The following is a 15,736-nucleotide window of genomic DNA, read 5'->3' as shown; positions in this document are numbered from 1 at the left end:
TGCCGATCTTTCGTTGTTTTCAAGCCAACGCGGGCAAATGAAGGTATGATTTAAGGGTTGGAAGTTGAAAGGAAGACCCATGGACGATTGCCTGTTCTGCAAGATCGTGTCCGGCGAGATCCCGTCGGCCAAGGTGTACGAGGACGATGTGTGCTACGCCTTCGACGACATCGAGCCCGAGGCGCCGGTGCACACCCTCATCGTGCCGAAGACCCACTACGACAACTTGGCCGCCGGCGTGCCGGCCGAGGTCATCGGGCATATGATGAGCGTCGTGCCGGAGGTGGCGCGTTTGAAGGGCGTCGGCGAGTCCGGCTACCGCACCGTGGTGAACACGGGCCCCGACTCGGCGGCCACGGTGAATCACCTGCACATTCACGTGCTCGGAGGCACCAAGATGGGCCGCTTCACCTTCGAGGGCTCCTACCGCGAGGCACAGTAGGAAAAATTCTCGAAAAAGGGGCTTGTGCGGAAGAGCGATTCTGTTAAACTATACGGGCTGCTGAAACACGGGGTGTTAGCTCAGTTGGTTAGAGCGCCGGCCTGTCACGTCGGAGGTCGCGAGTTCGAGTCTCGTACATCCCGCCATTTTCAGCACGACACCATTCGGGGTGTTAGCTCAGTTGGTTAGAGCGCCGGCCTGTCACGTCGGAGGTCGCGAGTTCGAGTCTCGTACATCCCGCCATTCGAAATTGAATCGCCGTCCTTTGGGGCGGCGATTTTGCTATGTCGGGGTACCTGCCCCTCGGGGCGGGGATTTGGCGTTTCGAGGCGATGGAGCAGGGGACGGGGGAGACCCGATGCTAGAATCCGTTGTTGAAAACGATGACCCCGAAGGTGAGGGGAAGCTATGATCTGCGATAACGTTCTGGAGGCCGTGGGATCGACGCCGCTCGTGCGGCTGCGGCGCATGACCGGCCCCGACGACGCCCAGGTGCTCGTGAAGTTCGAGGCGGTGAACGTGGGCGGATCGGTGAAGACGCGCACGGCGCTGAAGATGATCGAGCGCGCCGAGGAACGCGGGGAACTGACGCCCGATTCCATCATCGTGGAGCCCACGAGCGGCAACCAGGGCGTGGGGCTCGCCCTTGTGGCGGCCGTGAAGGGCTACGCGGCCCGCATCATCATGCCGGACTCCTGCTCGGTAGAACGCCGGCGCATCATGGAGCATTACGGGGCCGAGGTGATCTGCGTCCACGACGAGGGCGACATCGGCGCCTGCATCGAGGAGTGCATCGCCCTTGCCCAGAAGATGGCCGCGGAGGATCCGCGCGTGTTCGTGCCCCAGCAATTCGTGAACCGCGACAACCTGGCGGCCCATGTCGATGGCACGGCCGCGGAGATCCTTGCCGATGTGCGCGCGGCCGGCATCGCCATCGATGGCTTCTGCTCCGGCTTCGGCACTGGTGGCACCATCACTGGCATAGGCTCCGAGCTGCGCACGGCCTTCCCCAAGGTGCAGATCTGGGCCGCCGAGCCCGAGCATGCCGCACTGCTCTCGGGCGGCGCCATCGGCACCCATGTGCAGATGGGCATCGGCGATGGCATCCTGCCCGCCATCATGGACACCGCGCTCATCGACGAGATCGTCGTGGTGACCGATGAGGAAGCTCTGGAATGCGCGCGGCGCCTCGCCCGAGAGGAGGGCCTGTTTGCCGGCATCTCCTCGGGCACCAACGTGGCGGCCGCTCTGCGGTTGGCGCGGGTGCTCGGCCCGGACAAGACCGTGGTAACGCTGGCCCCCGACACCGGCGAGCGCTACTTCTCCACGGTGCTGTTCGAGGGGGAGTGAGGCAGCGCGAAGTGGTTGCGGCGGCATCGGATGAGCCCCGCCTTCTGCATGCGGGACAGCTCCGCCGATAGCGCGCTGCGATCCACCCCCAGGTAGTCGGCGAGCTGCTGGCGGTTGAAGGGGATGTCGAACTCGCGGGTGCCGGTGCGCTCTGCCTCATTGGAGAGGTAGGCGAGCACCTTGCCGCGGATGGACTTGGGCGCTACGTGAAAGATGCGGCGCGAGAGGGCGAGGCTCTGCCGAGCGATGGCGGCGATCATGTTGCGGGCCACGAGGGCGTGATGGTCGCAGCGGCACGAGCAGGGGCCGACCACCTTCGCGAGATTCAGGAAGAGGACGGTGCAGTCCTGGTCGGCGACGACGTCCACGAGCAGCGGCTCGCCGGCGGCGGCGTAGGCCTCGCCGAACATGGCACCGGGCCCGCGCATGCCCACGACGCTCACGTTGCCCCAGGGGTCGACGTGCTCGATGCGGACGCGCCCCGTGAGCACGATGCCGGCAGTGGACACCGAATCCCCCATATGATGGATGCGCTCGCCCTGGGCATAGCGGCGCTCATGGGCATCGAGGCAATCGAGCATCGCGCCGACCTCCTGCGATGCCACGCCCGAAAACAGCGGCGTTCCAGCCAGGAAGGCGTTTCGTTCCATGGGTCAACCTTTTCATTGAAGGAAGCTTCGTTTGTTGTGATTACAACATACAATGCCCTGCCGTGCCAGTACCTTCACAACAGCGGCGCAACGGTGCCGTCTATCTACTGGAACACGGCCGCAAGGGCCGCGACCCGAAAGGGAGTGTCTATGGCGACAGAGCAAATGTTTTGCTTCCAATGCGAGCAGGTGGCGAAGTGCGAGGCCTGCACCGGCGGCGCCGGCGTGTGCGGCAAGCCGGCCGATGTGGCCGATGCCCAGGACGCGCTGACCGGGGCGATGATCGCCCTGGCCCGCACGGCCCGAGAGGCCGGCGTCAAAAACGACCGTATCTGCGATCTCATCGTGGACGGCCTGTTCACCTGCATGACCAACGTGAACTTCGACGGGCAGGCCGTGACCGCGCTTAAGGGCGCAGTGCGCGTCGAGACGGCCGCCGTGGCCGCCGCGGCCGGCATCGAGCCGGTCTCCGACTACGACGTCGACCAGATCTGGGGCGACGACGAGGACATCCGTTCGCTCAAGTCCCTCGTGCTGTTCGGCCTGCGCGGTACGGCGGCCTACGCCTACCACGCCCGGGTGCTGGGCTACCGCGACGCGACTGTCGACGAGTTCTTCGCCGACGCCCTGGCGCAGCTGGCCGAGCCGGGCTCGGTGGACGCGCTTCTGCCCCTGGCGCTGAAGGTGGGCGAGGTGAACCTCGGCTGCATGAAGCTGCTCGATGAGGCCAACACGGGCACCTACGGCACGCCGGAGCCCACCACCGTCGCCATGGAGGTGGAGCCGGGCCCGTTCATCGTCATCTCCGGCCACGACCTGCACGACCTGAAGCTTCTGCTGGAGCAGACCGAGAACACAGGCGTGAGCGTCTACACCCACGGCGAGATGCTGCCGGCCCACGCCTATCCGAAGCTGAAGAAGTACCCGCAGCTCAAGGGCAACTTCGGCACCGCATGGCAGAACCAGAAGAAGGAGTTCGACGGCGTGCCCGCGGCCTTCCTGTTCACTACCAACTGCCTCATGCCTCCCAAGGAGAGCTACGCCGACAACGTGTTCACCACGGAAGTCGTCGCCTTCCCCGGCTGCACGCATATCGGCCCCGACAAGGACTTCGGCCCGGTTATCCAGAAGGCGCTGGAGCTGGGTGGCTACGACGAGCCCCACACGATTCCCGGCATCAACGGCGGCACGGCGATGACCACGGGCTTCGCCCAGGGCACGGTGCTCTCCGTGGCCGACACGGTGGTGGACGCGGTGAAGAGCGGCGCCATCAAGCACTTCTTCCTCGTCGCCGGCTGCGACGGCGCGCGTCCGGGGCGCAACTATTACACCGACTTCGTGAAGGCCACCCCCGACGACACGGTGGTGCTCACCCTGGCCTGCGGCAAGTACCGCTTCAACGACCTCGATCTGGGCGAGATCGGCGGCCTGCCGCGCCTCATGGACATGGGCCAGTGCAACGATGCCTACAGCGCCATCCAGGTGGCCGTAGCCCTGGCCGAGGCCTTCGACTGCGGCGTGAACGACCTGCCGCTGTCCATGGTGCTGTCCTGGTACGAGCAGAAGGCCGTCTGCATCCTGCTCACGCTGCTGTACCTGGGCATTCGGAATATCAAGCTCGGCCCCACGCTGCCGGCCTTCGTGAGCCCGGGCGTTCTCGACGTCCTCGTCGAGAACTACGGCATCGCCCCCATCACCACCCCGGAGGCTGACCTCGCGGAGCTTCTGGGCGAGTAGCGCCGAGCACAGAACGAGGAGCCCCGAGAGATCGCGCGAGCGCGATGCGATGCGAGGCAAACGGAAGGCGGCGACCGACGGAGGTCGTCGCCTTTTTCGTTGCCTTCCATGGTTCACGAAGAGTCGGCCGCCATTTTGTGGCGCCACTCGGTACTTACCGAGAGAGGAGGACGTGGGGGTTCCGGCTATGCTAGAGCGCCAGCAACTCCAGGATGAGCTGGCAGCGGGTGCCGATGGGGAGCTGGTTGGCGTCCAGGAAGGCGCGCAGGTCGGTGCGGGCCACGGTGAAGGGCTCGATGAGCTCGGCGCTGTCGGGGCGCGCCTCGCCGGCGGGCTCCACCTGGGCGAAGACCACCTGCACGTTCTCCTCGGTAAGACCTGTGGACGAGAAGCCGGGCTGGGGCAGCGGGCGCACCGCCGGAGCGATGTCGTCGCGCAGCCGATAGCCGGTCTCCTCGGAAAGTTCGCGGGCCACGGCCTCTTCCAGGGACTCGCCGGCGTCGATGAGACCGGCGGGCAGCGATACGCACCAGCTGTTCAGCGGGTAGCGGAACTCGCGCTCCAGCAGCACCGAGCCATCGGGCAGAAGGGGCACGATGCACACGGCGTCGGGGTCGGGCGCACCGGTGCTCCCTAAGGCCTCCAAAGCGGCCTCGTAGCGCTCGGGCCCCTTGCGGGAGACGCCCTCGTAGGTGTAGGGGCGCCCGTCGGGCAGCGTGTAGTGCAGGTGGTACTTGTTGATCCAGCCGGTAGAGACGGTCTCGATGGACTCGAGCGTCGGGGTAGGGGGCAAGGGAGCCCCCGAGCCATTTGCGGCCGCCGTATCCGCTGCCGCGTCCGTTTCCGTGTTCCGCGCCTTCGCCTCCAGCTCCAGGGCCACGGCCCGGGCCACCTCGGCCTCGGTGTCGCGGACGTGCAGAAGCCCGTTGGCCGCGAAGTCGCCGGTGCGGATAAGCTGGATGCCCGCGGCCTCCATGTCCGCCAGATTCGCCTCCTGTGCTTCGGGGCTGCGCGAGGAGGTGGCGTCCCGCAGGACGGCGACGTTGAAGCCGCGCGCCAGCCCGTCGTAGGCCGTCGAGCGCACGCAGTTGGGGGTGGTGGTGCCCGCGAGCACGAGGGTGCCGATGCCCCGTGCGCGCAGCAGGGCGTCCAGATCGGTGCCGAAGAAGGCCGACCAGCTCGGCTTCACGACGACGGGCTCGCCAGGGGCCGGCGCCAGCTCAGACGGGCACGCAAGGCTCATCGGATCGGCGCTGGAAAGCGGCCGGCCCCCTTCTGCCCACGCTTCCCAGCGGACGGCCTCCACATCGCTGCCGTCGGCAGCGTAGGCGCGGCGCACGTGGAAGACGGCGAGGCCGTGCTCGCGGGCGGCGGCCAGGGCATGGGCGCAGGCAGGAACGGTGGCGGCGGCACCGGCGATGCACAGGGGCGAGGCGCCGTCGATGAATCCGTTCTGCATATCGATGAGCAGGAAGGCGGCGCGGGCTGGTTCTATCACGGCAACTCCTTAAACTTCGCGGTAGGTTCGCTCCATTGTAGTACTATGGGAGGCGAATCAGGCGAGGCGTTGCCAATCCATCGCCTGGCCCCTTCGACGAAAGGAATCCCATGATCGGACTTGCTATCATCATCGTTCTTTTGGTGCTGCTTCTGCCCCAGGCGCTGTTCATCGTTCCGCAGCAGAACGTCTACATCATCGAGCGGCTGGGCAAGTTCAACCGCACCGTGGGCGCGGGCCTGAACATTAAGATCCCGTTCTTCGAGACCATTGCCGCCAAGGTGGACATGCGCACGCGCCAGGAGCAGTTCGGGATCGATGCGAAGACCCGCGACAACGTGACGGTGACCATGGCCATCGCCGCCCAGTACCGCGTGAGCGCCCAGCCGGCGGCCAACGGGCAGCCCTCGGGCGTGTGGCGCAGCTACTACATGCTGGCCAACCCCACGGCTCAGATGCGCTCCTACCTCATCGACGCCCTGCGCTCCAGCGTGCCGCAGTACACGCTTGACGAGGTCTTCGACAAAAAGGACGCCATCGCGTCGGACGTGAACCAGACCGTTTCCGGCCTCATGGTGGCCTACGGCTACGACGTGGTGAGCACGCTCATCACCTCCATCGATTTGCCCGCCGACGTGGAGCAGTCCATGAACCGCATCAACTCCGCCCAGCGCGAGAAGGAGGCCGCCCAGTCGCTGGCCGAGGCCGAGCGCATCAAGGTGGTCACCGAGGCCCGCGCCCGTGCCGAGGCCATGGAGCAGGCCGGTCGCGGCATCGCGGCCCAGCGCAAGGCCATCGCCGACGGCATCTCGGAGTCGCTCGCGGTCATCAAGAGCTCCGGCGTGTCGGCGGCCGAGGCAAACCAGCTGTTCATCTTCACCCAGTGGACCGACATGATGAGCGAGTTCGCCCGCAACGGCCGTCAGTCCACGGTGGTGCTGCCGAGCGATTTTTCGGCCACGGCCTCCATGTTCGAGCAGATGCTCGTGGCCCAGGAGACGGAAGGCGCCGACGAGTTCGTCATCGTGGAGGAAGAGGAGAAGTAGCTCCTTTGTCGCGCCGCTTCGAGCTTCCGTGTGCCGTTCGTGGACTTTCCCAGAAAGGCGCGATAATTTCCCTTGCGCCGAGGGTATAGGGGCGATATACTGTCAAATCGCGTCCAAACGAGAAATGATGCAAGACCATTTAGAAGTATAGAGTAGGAAAAGGCAATGGATATCATTCGCGCTATTGAGCAGCAGCAGATCAAGCAGGACCTCCCCGAGTTCCACGTGGGCGACAACGTGAAGGTTCACTATCGCATCACCGAGGGCAACCGCGAGCGTATCCAGGTGTTCCAGGGCGACGTCATCCGCCGTCAGGGCGAGTCGGTCCGCGAGACCTTCACCGTGCGCAAGATCAGCTTCTCCATCGGCGTGGAGCGCACCTTCCCCGTGCATTCCCCGAAGATCGAGAAGATCGAGGTCACCCGCAAGGGCGATGTGCGCCGTGCCAAGCTGTACTACCTGCGCAACAAGGTGGGCAAGGCCGCCAAGATCAAGGAGAAGGCGTTCCGCTAGGCCTTATCTTTTGTGTTTGCGAGGGCTCCTTCGGGGGCCCTTTTTCGTATTCCTCGCCGGTGGGAAGGAGCCCGAGGTGATTGATCTGACCGTCCCCGAGATCCGACGGAAGCTGCAGGAGGCCGATGCGGCCGCCTTCGCCGTGCTGGAGCGGTCGCTTGTGGCCGACACGCGCAAGGGCGTACGGGCCGCCGTGGAGGTGGCGCGGCGCCGACTTGAGGCCGAGGCCGCCGAGGAGGCGCGGCTCGCGGGGATGTACGCCTTCGAGCAAAAGCTCGCCGCCGAGCGGGGAGGGTCGGTGGTCATCGGGCTCGATGAGGTGGGACGCGGGCCCTTGGCGGGGCCTTTGGCCGTGGGGGGCGTGGTGCTGGATGCGGACGACCCCATCGCCGGGCTCAACGACTCCAAGCAGGTGAGGCCGGAGGACCGCGAGGCCATCGCAGGCGAAGTGCGCCGGCGCGCCCGGGCGTGGACGGTGCAGTACGTGGAGCCGGCCGACATCGACCGGGTGGGCATGACGGCGGCCCTGCGCCGGGCCTTTGCCGCCGCCATCGCCGAGGTGGAGGCCCAAGGCGTCGCGGTTGATGTCGTGCTTCTGGACGGCAACCCGCTGCATCTTGATCCGCGGGAGGTGAACGTCGTGAAGGGGGACGGGAAGTGCGCCTCCATCGCCGCCGCGTCGCTCGTGGCCAAGGTGGCGCGCGATCATGTGATGGAGGCCTATGCCGAGCAGTACCCCGGCTACGGCTTCGAATCGAACAAGGGATACGGCTCCGAGGGCCATATGGCGGCCATCCGTGAGCGGGGGTTTTGCCCCATCCACCGGCGCAGCTTCTGCTCCTTCGCCGCCCAGGAGAGCCTGTTCTAGGGATTTTGCGACGTCGATGCGACGCTAGTGCGACGCTGTTGCGACGCCAGTGCGACGCCAGTGCGGTCGGCGCGAGGAACGAAACGGGACATTCCCGCGTCATTTTTACGGTCGTGCTCGACTAAGGTGTGCTCCATCGAGAGGAAAGGAGCGCACCTTATGGCTGCGAGCAGTGAGGCGGGCGTGTTGGAGCGTCCCGCAATTAAGGAGAAGAAGGCCAAGTCCGCGTCGGCACCCAAACGCAAGGCGAGAGAGGGATCGAGGAAGCGGCGGCCTGCCGACCCGAACGCCCAGGGACGCCGCAACCAGGCGCTGGGGGCGCGGGGCGAGGAGGCGGCCGCGCGGTTCCTCCAGCGCAACGGCTACACCATCCTCGAGCGCAACTGGACCTGTTTCGCCGGGGAGGCCGATATCATCGCCGTCAACGACGAAGCGCTCGTGTTCGTCGAGGTGAAGACGCGCCGCAACGCCGACAAGGGGCTGCCCAGCGAGGCAGTCACCCGGGCCAAGCGCGAGAAGTACGAGCGCATCGCCCTCGCCTACATCCAAGACCATTTCTTCGGCGAGGCCGTGGTGCGCTTCGATGTGGTGGCCATTATCGTGCTCTCCGACGACCGCGCCTTCATCCGGCACCATCTGGGCGCCTATTCGGTGGGTTGAGCCGTGGCGCGGGGTCAATGCGCCGTCATGGGGGCGACGGTTCGCGGCGTGGAAGTGGTGCCGGTGCGGGTCGAGGTGGTCGTTTCCGGCGGCCTGCCGGGCATGGCCATCGTGGGCATGCCGGATGCGGCCATCCAGGAGGCGCGGGAGCGGGTGCGCGCCGCGCTGCGGGCAGCGGGGTTCTCCATGCCGGGGGAGAAGATCGTCGTGAACCTGGCGCCGAGCCATCTGCGCAAGACGGGTTCGGGATTCGACCTTCCCATAGCCTTGGGCATTCTGGCGGCCACGGGGCAGATCGATCCGGCTTGGGCGCGGGACGCGCTCTACGTGGGCGAGCTCTCGCTGGATGGGCGGGTGCGGCCGGTGGCGGGCACGCTCGCCTGCGCCATCTGCGCCCGGCGCCTCGGGCTGGACTTCGTCTGCGCCGCCGACAGCGATCCGGTGCCCTTAGACGACGTGCGGCTGCTCGCTATGACGTCGCTGGTTCAGGCGGCCCGTGAGGGAGGCGCGGCAGCGGTGCTGCCGGCCCACAGGGGGCGGGCGGCCCCGGCGGCCGTCGAGGCGCTCGACTTCGCGGAGGTCGCAGGCCACGAGACGGCCAAGCGGGCCTTCCAGATCGCCGCGGCCGGCGGTCACGGGCTGCTCATGATGGGACCGCCCGGGTCGGGCAAGACCATGCTCGCCTCCCGAGTGCCCACCATCATGCCGCCGCTCTGTCCCGACGAGATGCTGGAGGCGGCCGTGGTCCATTCCGTGGCCGCCGAGCCCATCGATGCCATCATCGCGGGCCAGCGCCCCTTCCGCCATCCGCATCACAGCGCCACGTTGGCCGGGCTCGTGGGAGGCGGCAGCCCCCTGCGGCCGGGCGAGGTGTCCCTGGCCCACCACGGAGTGCTCTTCTTGGACGAGCTGGCGGAGTTCAAAAGCTCGGTTTTGCAGGGTATACGCCAGCCCATGGAGAGCGGATCGGTGATGCTCACCCGGGCCGACGGCAACGTGACCTTCCCGGCGCGGTTCATGCTCGTGGCGGCCAGCAACCCGTGTCCCTGCGGGTACTTCGGCGACGAGGAGCGGGAGTGCACCTGCACGGTGCCCCAGATCCGGGGCTACCAGAACCGCATCGGCGGTCCGCTCATCGACCGCATCGACCTGCATCTGGACGTCCGCCGCATCCGTCCGGCGGAGATTTTGGAGCGGAGGCGGGGGACGAGCTCCGCGCAGCTGCGGGAGGGGGTGATGGCGGCCCGGGACTTCGCCTCGTGGCGCGCATCGCAGATGGCCGAGAAGGGGTCTGATGGCTCCATAGAGGCCTTGGCCGACGGGCCGCGCCGCTTCATGATCGCCCAGGCGGAGCTGCGCGCCATGAGCGGCAGGGCCATCACGCGCACGCTCGCGGTGGCCCGCACCATCGCCGACCTGGCGGAATCCCAGGAAATCGAGAGCGCGCACATCGCGGAGGCCGTGAACTTCCGCGTGCGCGATGGAATAGGAGGAAAGTGATCGATGCCGGTGAAGGTAATGAGATTGGAAGGGGAGCGCTTCGAGCTTGCCTTGGAGGATCCGCTGTTCCCGAAGGCGCTGAAGAGCATACCCCACCCGCCGGCGCGCCTGTACGGCGTGGGTTGTCCCGGCGCGTTGGGAGAGGGGCTGGCCGTCGTGGGTGCGCGCCGCGCGACGCCCTACGGGCGCGGCTGCGCCAAGCGCTTTGCCGCGGCTGCCGCCGAGCGCGGTATCGTCATCATCTCCGGGGGCGCGCGGGGCTGCGACGCCGTGGCCCACGAGGCGGCCCTGGCCGCGGGCGCGCCCACGGTGGCCTTCCTCGGTGGCGGCTGCAACCAGCTGTACCCGGCGGAGAACGCGGGGCTCTTCCAGCGCATCGTGGCGGCCGGCGGCGCGGTGGTCTCCGAGCACGAGTGGGATTTCCCGCCCCAGCCCCACACCTTCCGCGCCCGCAACCGGCTCATTGCGGGGCTCTCCCGGGCCACGCTCATCGTGGAGGCGGGGCTGCCCTCGGGCACGTTCTCCACGGCCGACGAGGCGCTGCTCGCGGGCCGGGAGGTATGGGTGGTGCCCGGGGCCATCACCTCTGCGGCGTCGAAGGGGGCGAACCGCCTGCTGTACCAGGGGGCGCTTCCTATCGTCGACGACGATGCCTTCGCCGACGCGCTCTTCTCAACCTTCGGTTGTCTGAAGGAGCAGCGGGCCGAGGCTGCGGACGATCGCGGCAAGGCGAGCCAGCCCTATCGCGGGGAAGAAGCCCTGCTCTCGGCGCTCCAGGCCGAGCCCTTGGGCATGGAGGCCCTGCGCCAGCTGGCCGAGGACCATGCTCCGGCTGGCGACACGTTCACCTGGCTCATGATTTGGCTCGCCGAGGCCCAGCGCGACGGGCTCATCGCCCAGTACCCCGACGGGCGCTACGGCCCGCATCCGGCCCTGCGGACGGCGGTGTAGGCCATGGCTGTGTCAATAGGGAGAAGCTGGGGCGCCCAAGCGGAATTGACGGGCCTTGCGGCACCGTTGTTTGGTATCCTTTTGCCCCATGAGCAATACGGTAACCATAGTAGGCGCAGGACTGGCGGGCAGCGAGGCGGCCCTGAGCCTCGCCTCGCGCGGAATCTCCGTGCGCCTTGTCGAGATGCGCCCCGCGCATCCGACCGCCGTGCACCATACGGGGGACGCGGCCGAGCTCGTCTGCTCCAACTCGCTCAAGAGCACCAAGCCCGACAGCGCGGCGGGGCTCTTGAAGGCGGAGCTCGCGACTCTGGGATCGCCGCTGATCGCGGCGGCGAGGCGCCATGCGGTGGCCGCGGGCGGCGCGTTGGCGGTGGATCGGGTGCTGTTCTCCCGGGACGTGACGCGCCAGGTGGAGGAGCATCCTCTCATTGCGGTGGAGCGCCGCGAGGCGACGGACATCCTCTCCCTTGCCGCCGGCTCGGACGCGATCGTCTTGGCGAGCGGCCCGCTCACCTCCGATGCGCTCTCGTCGTCGCTTATGGCCCTGACGGGGCGAGACGCCCTGGCCTTCTACGACGCTGCGGCGCCGGTGGTGATGGCGGATTCCATCGACTTCGGGAAGGTGTTCCGCCAAAGCCGCTACGAGGACGCCGGTGCCGGCGGGGACTACCTGAACGCCCCGTTCACCCGGGAAGAATACGACGCCTTCATCGAGCAGCTTCTCGCGGCCGAGCGCGTCATCGCGAAGGACTTCGAGACCCGCGAGCTGTTCCAGGCCTGCCAGCCCATCGAGGAGATAGCCCGGGCCGGCCGCGACGCCCCGCGCTTCGGCACCCTGAAGCCGGTGGGGCTCACCGATCCGCGCACGGGGCGCCGCCCTTGGGCGGCTTTGCAGCTGCGCGCCGAGGACGCCCACGGCGCCAGCTACAACCTCGTCGGGTTCCAGACCAACCTCACCTTCCCCGAGCAGCGCCGCGTGTTTCGCATGATCCCCGGCCTGGAAGAGGCGGAGTTCGCGCGCTACGGCGTCATGCACCGCAACACCTTCATCGACGCGCCGCGGCTGCTCGACCGTCGTAACCGGCTCGTCACGCCGCAAGCGGACGTCCTCGGCGTCCCCGTCTACGTGGCGGGGCAGCTTGCCGGCACCGAGGGCTACTGCGAGGCCATCCGCAGCGGGCTGCACGTCGCGCTGGCCGTGACCGCCGACCTTGCGGGGATCGCGCTGCCGGAGCTGCCGACGGAGACGGTGTTCGGGGCGCTTCTGGCCTACGCCACGGATCCGGCGACGAAGGACTACCAGCCCATGCACGTGAACTTCGGGCTCATGGCTCCGCTCTCGCCCCCGGTGCGCAACAAGCGCGCCCGCTACCAGGCCTACGCCGACCGCGCCAATGAGGCGCTTGCGGGCTACAAGGAGGCCCTGGCCGAGGCGGGGCTGCTGCCGTGACGGGGCGCAAAGGCGCTGGCGGCGGAAACGCCGCCGACGGGGCGCCGCTGCCCGGCGAAGAGGCGGTGGCGCGGTTCGGCGATCACCTCGCCTCCGAGATGGGCGCCTCGGCCCATACGGTGCGCGCCTATCGCGAGGACATGGAGGCCTACCTGCGCTGGGCGCAGCGGGCGGGCGTCGATCCGCTCGCTCCCACCTACCGCCAGCTGAGGCGCTACCTCGCCGAGCTCGACCAGGCGCGCTACGCCCGCACCACCATCAAGCGGCACCTGTCGTCTCTGCGCACGTTCTTCCGCTGGGCGTGCGTGACCGGTCTCGCCCCGGCCGATCCCGCCAGCGTGCTGTCGGCCCCCAAGGTCGACCGCCGGCTCCCGAAGGTCGTGTCCGACGGCGACGTGGAGCGCCTGCTGGCCGTCTACGGCCCGACCGACGCCGACGGCGCGCCCCGCGAGCAGACGGCGGCGCAGATGCGCGACGCGGCGCTCCTGGAATTCCTGTTCTCCTGCGGCGCCCGCGTCTCCGAGGCCTCCGGGCTCCTCCTTTCCTGGGTGAACTTCCCCGAGCGCGAGGTGAAGGTGTTCGGCAAGCGCGCCAAGGAGCGTATCGTGCCCCTGAGCCGCCGGGGCGCCGAGGCCATGACCCGCTATCTCGAGAAGGCGCGGCCGGAGCTGCTCGGCGACAGGCAGAGCGACTACTTCTTCGTCAGCAACCGGGGCAACCAGATGAAGCCCGACGGCATCCGCAAGATGTTCAAGCGCGCTCTGGCCGCTGTGGGGTTGGACGAGTCGCTCTCGCCCCATGCCCTGCGCCACTCCTTCGCCACCGACCTTCTGGAGGGCGGCGCCGATCTGCGCAGCGTCCAGGACATGCTGGGGCACGCGAGCCTCACCACCACGCAGATCTACACCCATGTGACCCCCGAGCGCCTGAAGGAGATCCACGGCCTCGCCCATCCGCGCGCGTAAGTCGCCCCCTACGGTTGGGCGCACTGCGGCCGATATGCGCGTAATTTACAAATGGCGAACAGAGGCGTTGCGCGGGGTCATCGGGGCGGTTGCGCCATCGTGACCAGTGGCTTTTCCGGGTCTTCCCCTCCTGTATTTTGTGCAAGAATCACCGTGACGATCCAGATGGACCGTCGATCGGACGGATTGCGCGGAAGGGAGGAGCCATGAGTCGCAAGAAGGCGAAGATGCTGTTTTGGGCGGCGCTCGTCGTGCTCGCCTACATTCCCTACCTCATGCAGTCCGCCAGCCACGCTGTCATGTAGGTTCCGGATACGCCACAGCGGAAACCCACTCAGGAGCCCTCGGGGGAGAGGGCTCCTTTTGCGCTCGCTGTCGGTTGCGGGGGGGGGGGGCATGACCAGCTGCTCGCGGCGGCCGCCGTCGGCGGCTTTAAGGCGGCGGCGGGCGGCACGGGACTCCGAACCCTCGCGCGGCTTGCGGGGCCGTTTCATCGCTGAGTGGAAAACTCAGCGCAATCCCTTGAATTCCCCTGAAGCGAGGTTCATACTTCACCCACCCTTTCGGGATATCCGTTCCCAAGAGGCAGGCTGGCACATCTCGTTCATACGGAGGAAAGGATGCACAAAGAGGAGCTCACCGACGGGCAGTCCCTGCGCGGGTTCGCGCTCGCCACCATCGCGTTTCTGGCCATTTTCGCCGCCACGGCGATCCCGATTCCCCTCTATGCCGACTACCAGGCCACCATCGGGCTCACTACGGCGGATATCTCCAATACGATGTTCACCTACCTCACCGGCGTGGCCTTGACGCTCTTGCTCGCCGGACGCATCTCCGACGCCTTCGGGCGTACTCCCGTGACCAGCCTCACCCTCATGCTCGCCATCGTCGGCTGCATCATGTTCATGATGGCCGACAGCGGCGCGGCCGTGCTCGCCGCCCGCTTCGTCCAGGGCCTCTCGGCCGGCTTCGGCATGAGCGCCGTGTCCGCTCTCGTCATCGACTGCGTGGGGGAGAAGCACCTCGGCTGGGGATCCACCGTTGCCAGCTGCGGCGCCATGGTCGGCATCATGATCGGCTCGGTGGCCGTGGGCGTCCTCTACGACATCGTGCCGAGCATCGCCGTGCTCTACGGTATCATGATCGTCATCCTGGCCGTGTGCCTGTTCCTCATGCCCGTGGTGCACGAGCCCCTCGACCAGACGCTCTCGCTGCGCGCCGTGCTGAGGGTGCGCGTCTACATCCCCACCGACAACCGGCGTCTGTTCGCCGTGGTGGCCGTGTGCTACCTGGCCACCTGGCTCGTCTCCTGCTTCTACCAGTCGTTCTCGGCGCCCATCGCCCAGCAGTGCTTCGGCGAGACCTCGCCTCTGGCCGGGTCGGTCATTCTGGCCCTCATCATGGCGCCGTCGCTTCTCGGCGGCCCCCTCGTGCAGCGCTTCGAGCCCAAGCGCACCCTCGTCGTCTCCATGGCGGCCGTGACGGCCACCACGGCGCTGATGGCGCTGTTCGTCCTCATGGGCGCCGAGCTTCTGTTCATGGCCGACTGCGCCCTGTTCAGCTTCGCCATGGGCGTGGCGGTGTCCGTGTCGCTGCGCCTTCTGCTTCTGCGCGTGAGCGTGCTGCGCGTCTCGGCCATCCTCGCCTCGGTGAACCTCGTGGCCTACGCCGGCTCGGCGATCACCGGCGTGATCTGCGGCATCCTTCTGGAGGCGACCTCCTTCGCCTTCGTGTTCGCCGCCATGGCCGCCGTGCTCGTCGCTGCCAGCCTGTTCGTGGCGGTCTGCCTGCGGGCGCCCAGCGAGAAGAAGAAGGACGGCCGCCTCACGCTGTCCCGTTTCCGGAAGATGAAGGGCATGGGGGAGTCCTCGGCGCCCGAGCCCGCGACGGGGGAGGCCGCTCCCGAGGATGCCTCCGTCGCTGCCCCCGCGCTCATATAACCTGAGCGCTCATCTATGCAAAATCCGTGAACCCGAACAAAAGTTCCCTAAATTGCTAGCCAGCGGCCGCGCGAATCGCTAGAATACGCAGGCGAAACAAGAGAATTCGGCAACGGGCGGCCCGCGCGGCGCCCGTTGCTTCACGTCTGCGAAGGAAATCCAG

At 67.5% G+C, this 15,736-nt stretch carries 14 protein-coding genes and 2 tRNA genes; 14 read left to right on the top strand and 2 right to left on the bottom strand.

The genetic code is table 11. The features are described from left to right. Positions 1–79: 79 nt before the first annotated feature. The 4 genes from ACW4LP_RS05975 (at position 80) to ACW4LP_RS05960 (ending at position 1,792) form a co-directional block, all read left to right on the top strand. Positions 80–442, top strand: a complete 363-nt coding sequence (locus tag ACW4LP_RS05975) for a histidine triad nucleotide-binding protein (RefSeq protein ID WP_114539757.1) — start codon at positions 80–82, stop codon at positions 440–442. 69 nt (positions 443–511) lie between these two features. Further along, a tRNA-Asp gene (locus tag ACW4LP_RS05970) sits at positions 512–588 on the top strand. Positions 589–608: 20 nt separating this feature from the next. Next, a tRNA-Asp gene (locus ACW4LP_RS05965) sits at positions 609–685 on the top strand. A gap of 165 nt (positions 686–850) precedes the next feature. Further along, positions 851–1,792 (top strand): PLP-dependent cysteine synthase family protein, encoded by a 942-nt coding sequence (locus ACW4LP_RS05960; RefSeq protein ID WP_417177291.1) that lies wholly within the window; start codon positions 851–853, stop codon positions 1,790–1,792. Here the strand turns inward: ACW4LP_RS05960 and ACW4LP_RS05955 are convergent. Continuing rightward, entirely contained in the window at positions 1,759–2,442 is a 684-nt protein-coding gene (locus ACW4LP_RS05955) for a Crp/Fnr family transcriptional regulator (protein ID WP_022739748.1), read from the bottom strand. The genes ACW4LP_RS05960 and ACW4LP_RS05955 overlap by 34 nt on opposite strands. 150 nt (positions 2,443–2,592) lie before the next feature. On the opposite strand from ACW4LP_RS05955, the gene hcp reads away from it, so the two are divergent. Beyond that, a complete protein-coding gene (gene hcp, locus ACW4LP_RS05950; RefSeq protein WP_455803573.1) occupies positions 2,593–4,179 on the top strand; it encodes a hydroxylamine reductase in 1,587 nt (528 codons plus the stop codon). 190 nt (positions 4,180–4,369) lie between these two features. Here the strand turns inward: hcp and ACW4LP_RS05945 are convergent, their stop codons facing one another. Next, the gene (locus ACW4LP_RS05945; RefSeq protein WP_455803572.1) at positions 4,370–5,677 is read right to left on the bottom strand and encodes an isochorismatase family protein; all 1,308 of its coding nucleotides are present in this window, start codon (positions 5,675–5,677) and stop codon (positions 4,370–4,372) included. 110 nt (positions 5,678–5,787) lie between these two features. On the opposite strand from ACW4LP_RS05945, the gene ACW4LP_RS05940 reads away from it, so the two are divergent. The 9 genes from ACW4LP_RS05940 to ACW4LP_RS05900 all read left to right on the top strand — a co-directional run bounded on the left by ACW4LP_RS05940 (position 5,788) and on the right by ACW4LP_RS05900 (position 15,573). Then, the gene (locus ACW4LP_RS05940; protein WP_223900724.1) at positions 5,788–6,723 is read left to right on the top strand and encodes an SPFH domain-containing protein; all 936 of its coding nucleotides are present in this window, start codon (positions 5,788–5,790) and stop codon (positions 6,721–6,723) included. Between the two features lie 165 nt (positions 6,724–6,888). Next, entirely contained in the window at positions 6,889–7,236 is a 348-nt protein-coding gene (gene rplS, locus ACW4LP_RS05935; protein ID WP_022739752.1) for a 50S ribosomal protein L19, read from the top strand. 79 nt (positions 7,237–7,315) lie between these two features. Next, entirely contained in the window at positions 7,316–8,104 is a 789-nt protein-coding gene (locus tag ACW4LP_RS05930) for a ribonuclease HII (protein ID WP_455803614.1), read from the top strand. Between the two features lie 159 nt (positions 8,105–8,263). Continuing rightward, complete coding sequence (locus tag ACW4LP_RS05925; RefSeq protein ID WP_022739754.1) at positions 8,264–8,764, top strand: YraN family protein; 501 nt, start codon at positions 8,264–8,266, stop codon at positions 8,762–8,764. A 27-nt stretch (positions 8,765–8,791) separates the two neighbouring features. Continuing rightward, entirely contained in the window at positions 8,792–10,264 is a 1,473-nt protein-coding gene (locus ACW4LP_RS05920) for a YifB family Mg chelatase-like AAA ATPase (RefSeq protein WP_455803571.1), read from the top strand. Between the two features lie 3 nt (positions 10,265–10,267). Next, complete coding sequence (gene dprA / locus ACW4LP_RS05915) at positions 10,268–11,215, top strand: DNA-processing protein DprA (protein ID WP_302683511.1); 948 nt, start codon at positions 10,268–10,270, stop codon at positions 11,213–11,215. An 88-nt stretch (positions 11,216–11,303) separates the two neighbouring features. Further along, positions 11,304–12,668, top strand: coding sequence for a methylenetetrahydrofolate--tRNA-(uracil(54)-C(5))-methyltransferase (FADH(2)-oxidizing) TrmFO (gene trmFO / locus ACW4LP_RS05910; RefSeq protein ID WP_455803570.1), 1,365 nt, complete (start codon positions 11,304–11,306; stop codon positions 12,666–12,668). Further along, complete coding sequence (locus ACW4LP_RS05905) at positions 12,665–13,633, top strand: tyrosine recombinase (protein ID WP_455803569.1); 969 nt, start codon at positions 12,665–12,667, stop codon at positions 13,631–13,633. Before trmFO ends, ACW4LP_RS05905 begins: the two co-directional genes overlap by 4 nt. 620 nt (positions 13,634–14,253) lie before the next feature. Further along, positions 14,254–15,573: an MFS transporter gene (locus ACW4LP_RS05900; RefSeq protein WP_455803568.1), complete on the top strand. Its 1,320-nt coding sequence runs from the start codon at positions 14,254–14,256 to the stop codon at positions 15,571–15,573. Positions 15,574–15,736 lie beyond the last annotated feature (163 nt).

The organism is Adlercreutzia sp. CNCM I-6215 (assembly GCF_977072315.1).
The sequence above is the reverse complement of the archived record's forward strand: the minus strand, read 5'-3'. Positions and strand labels throughout refer to the sequence as shown.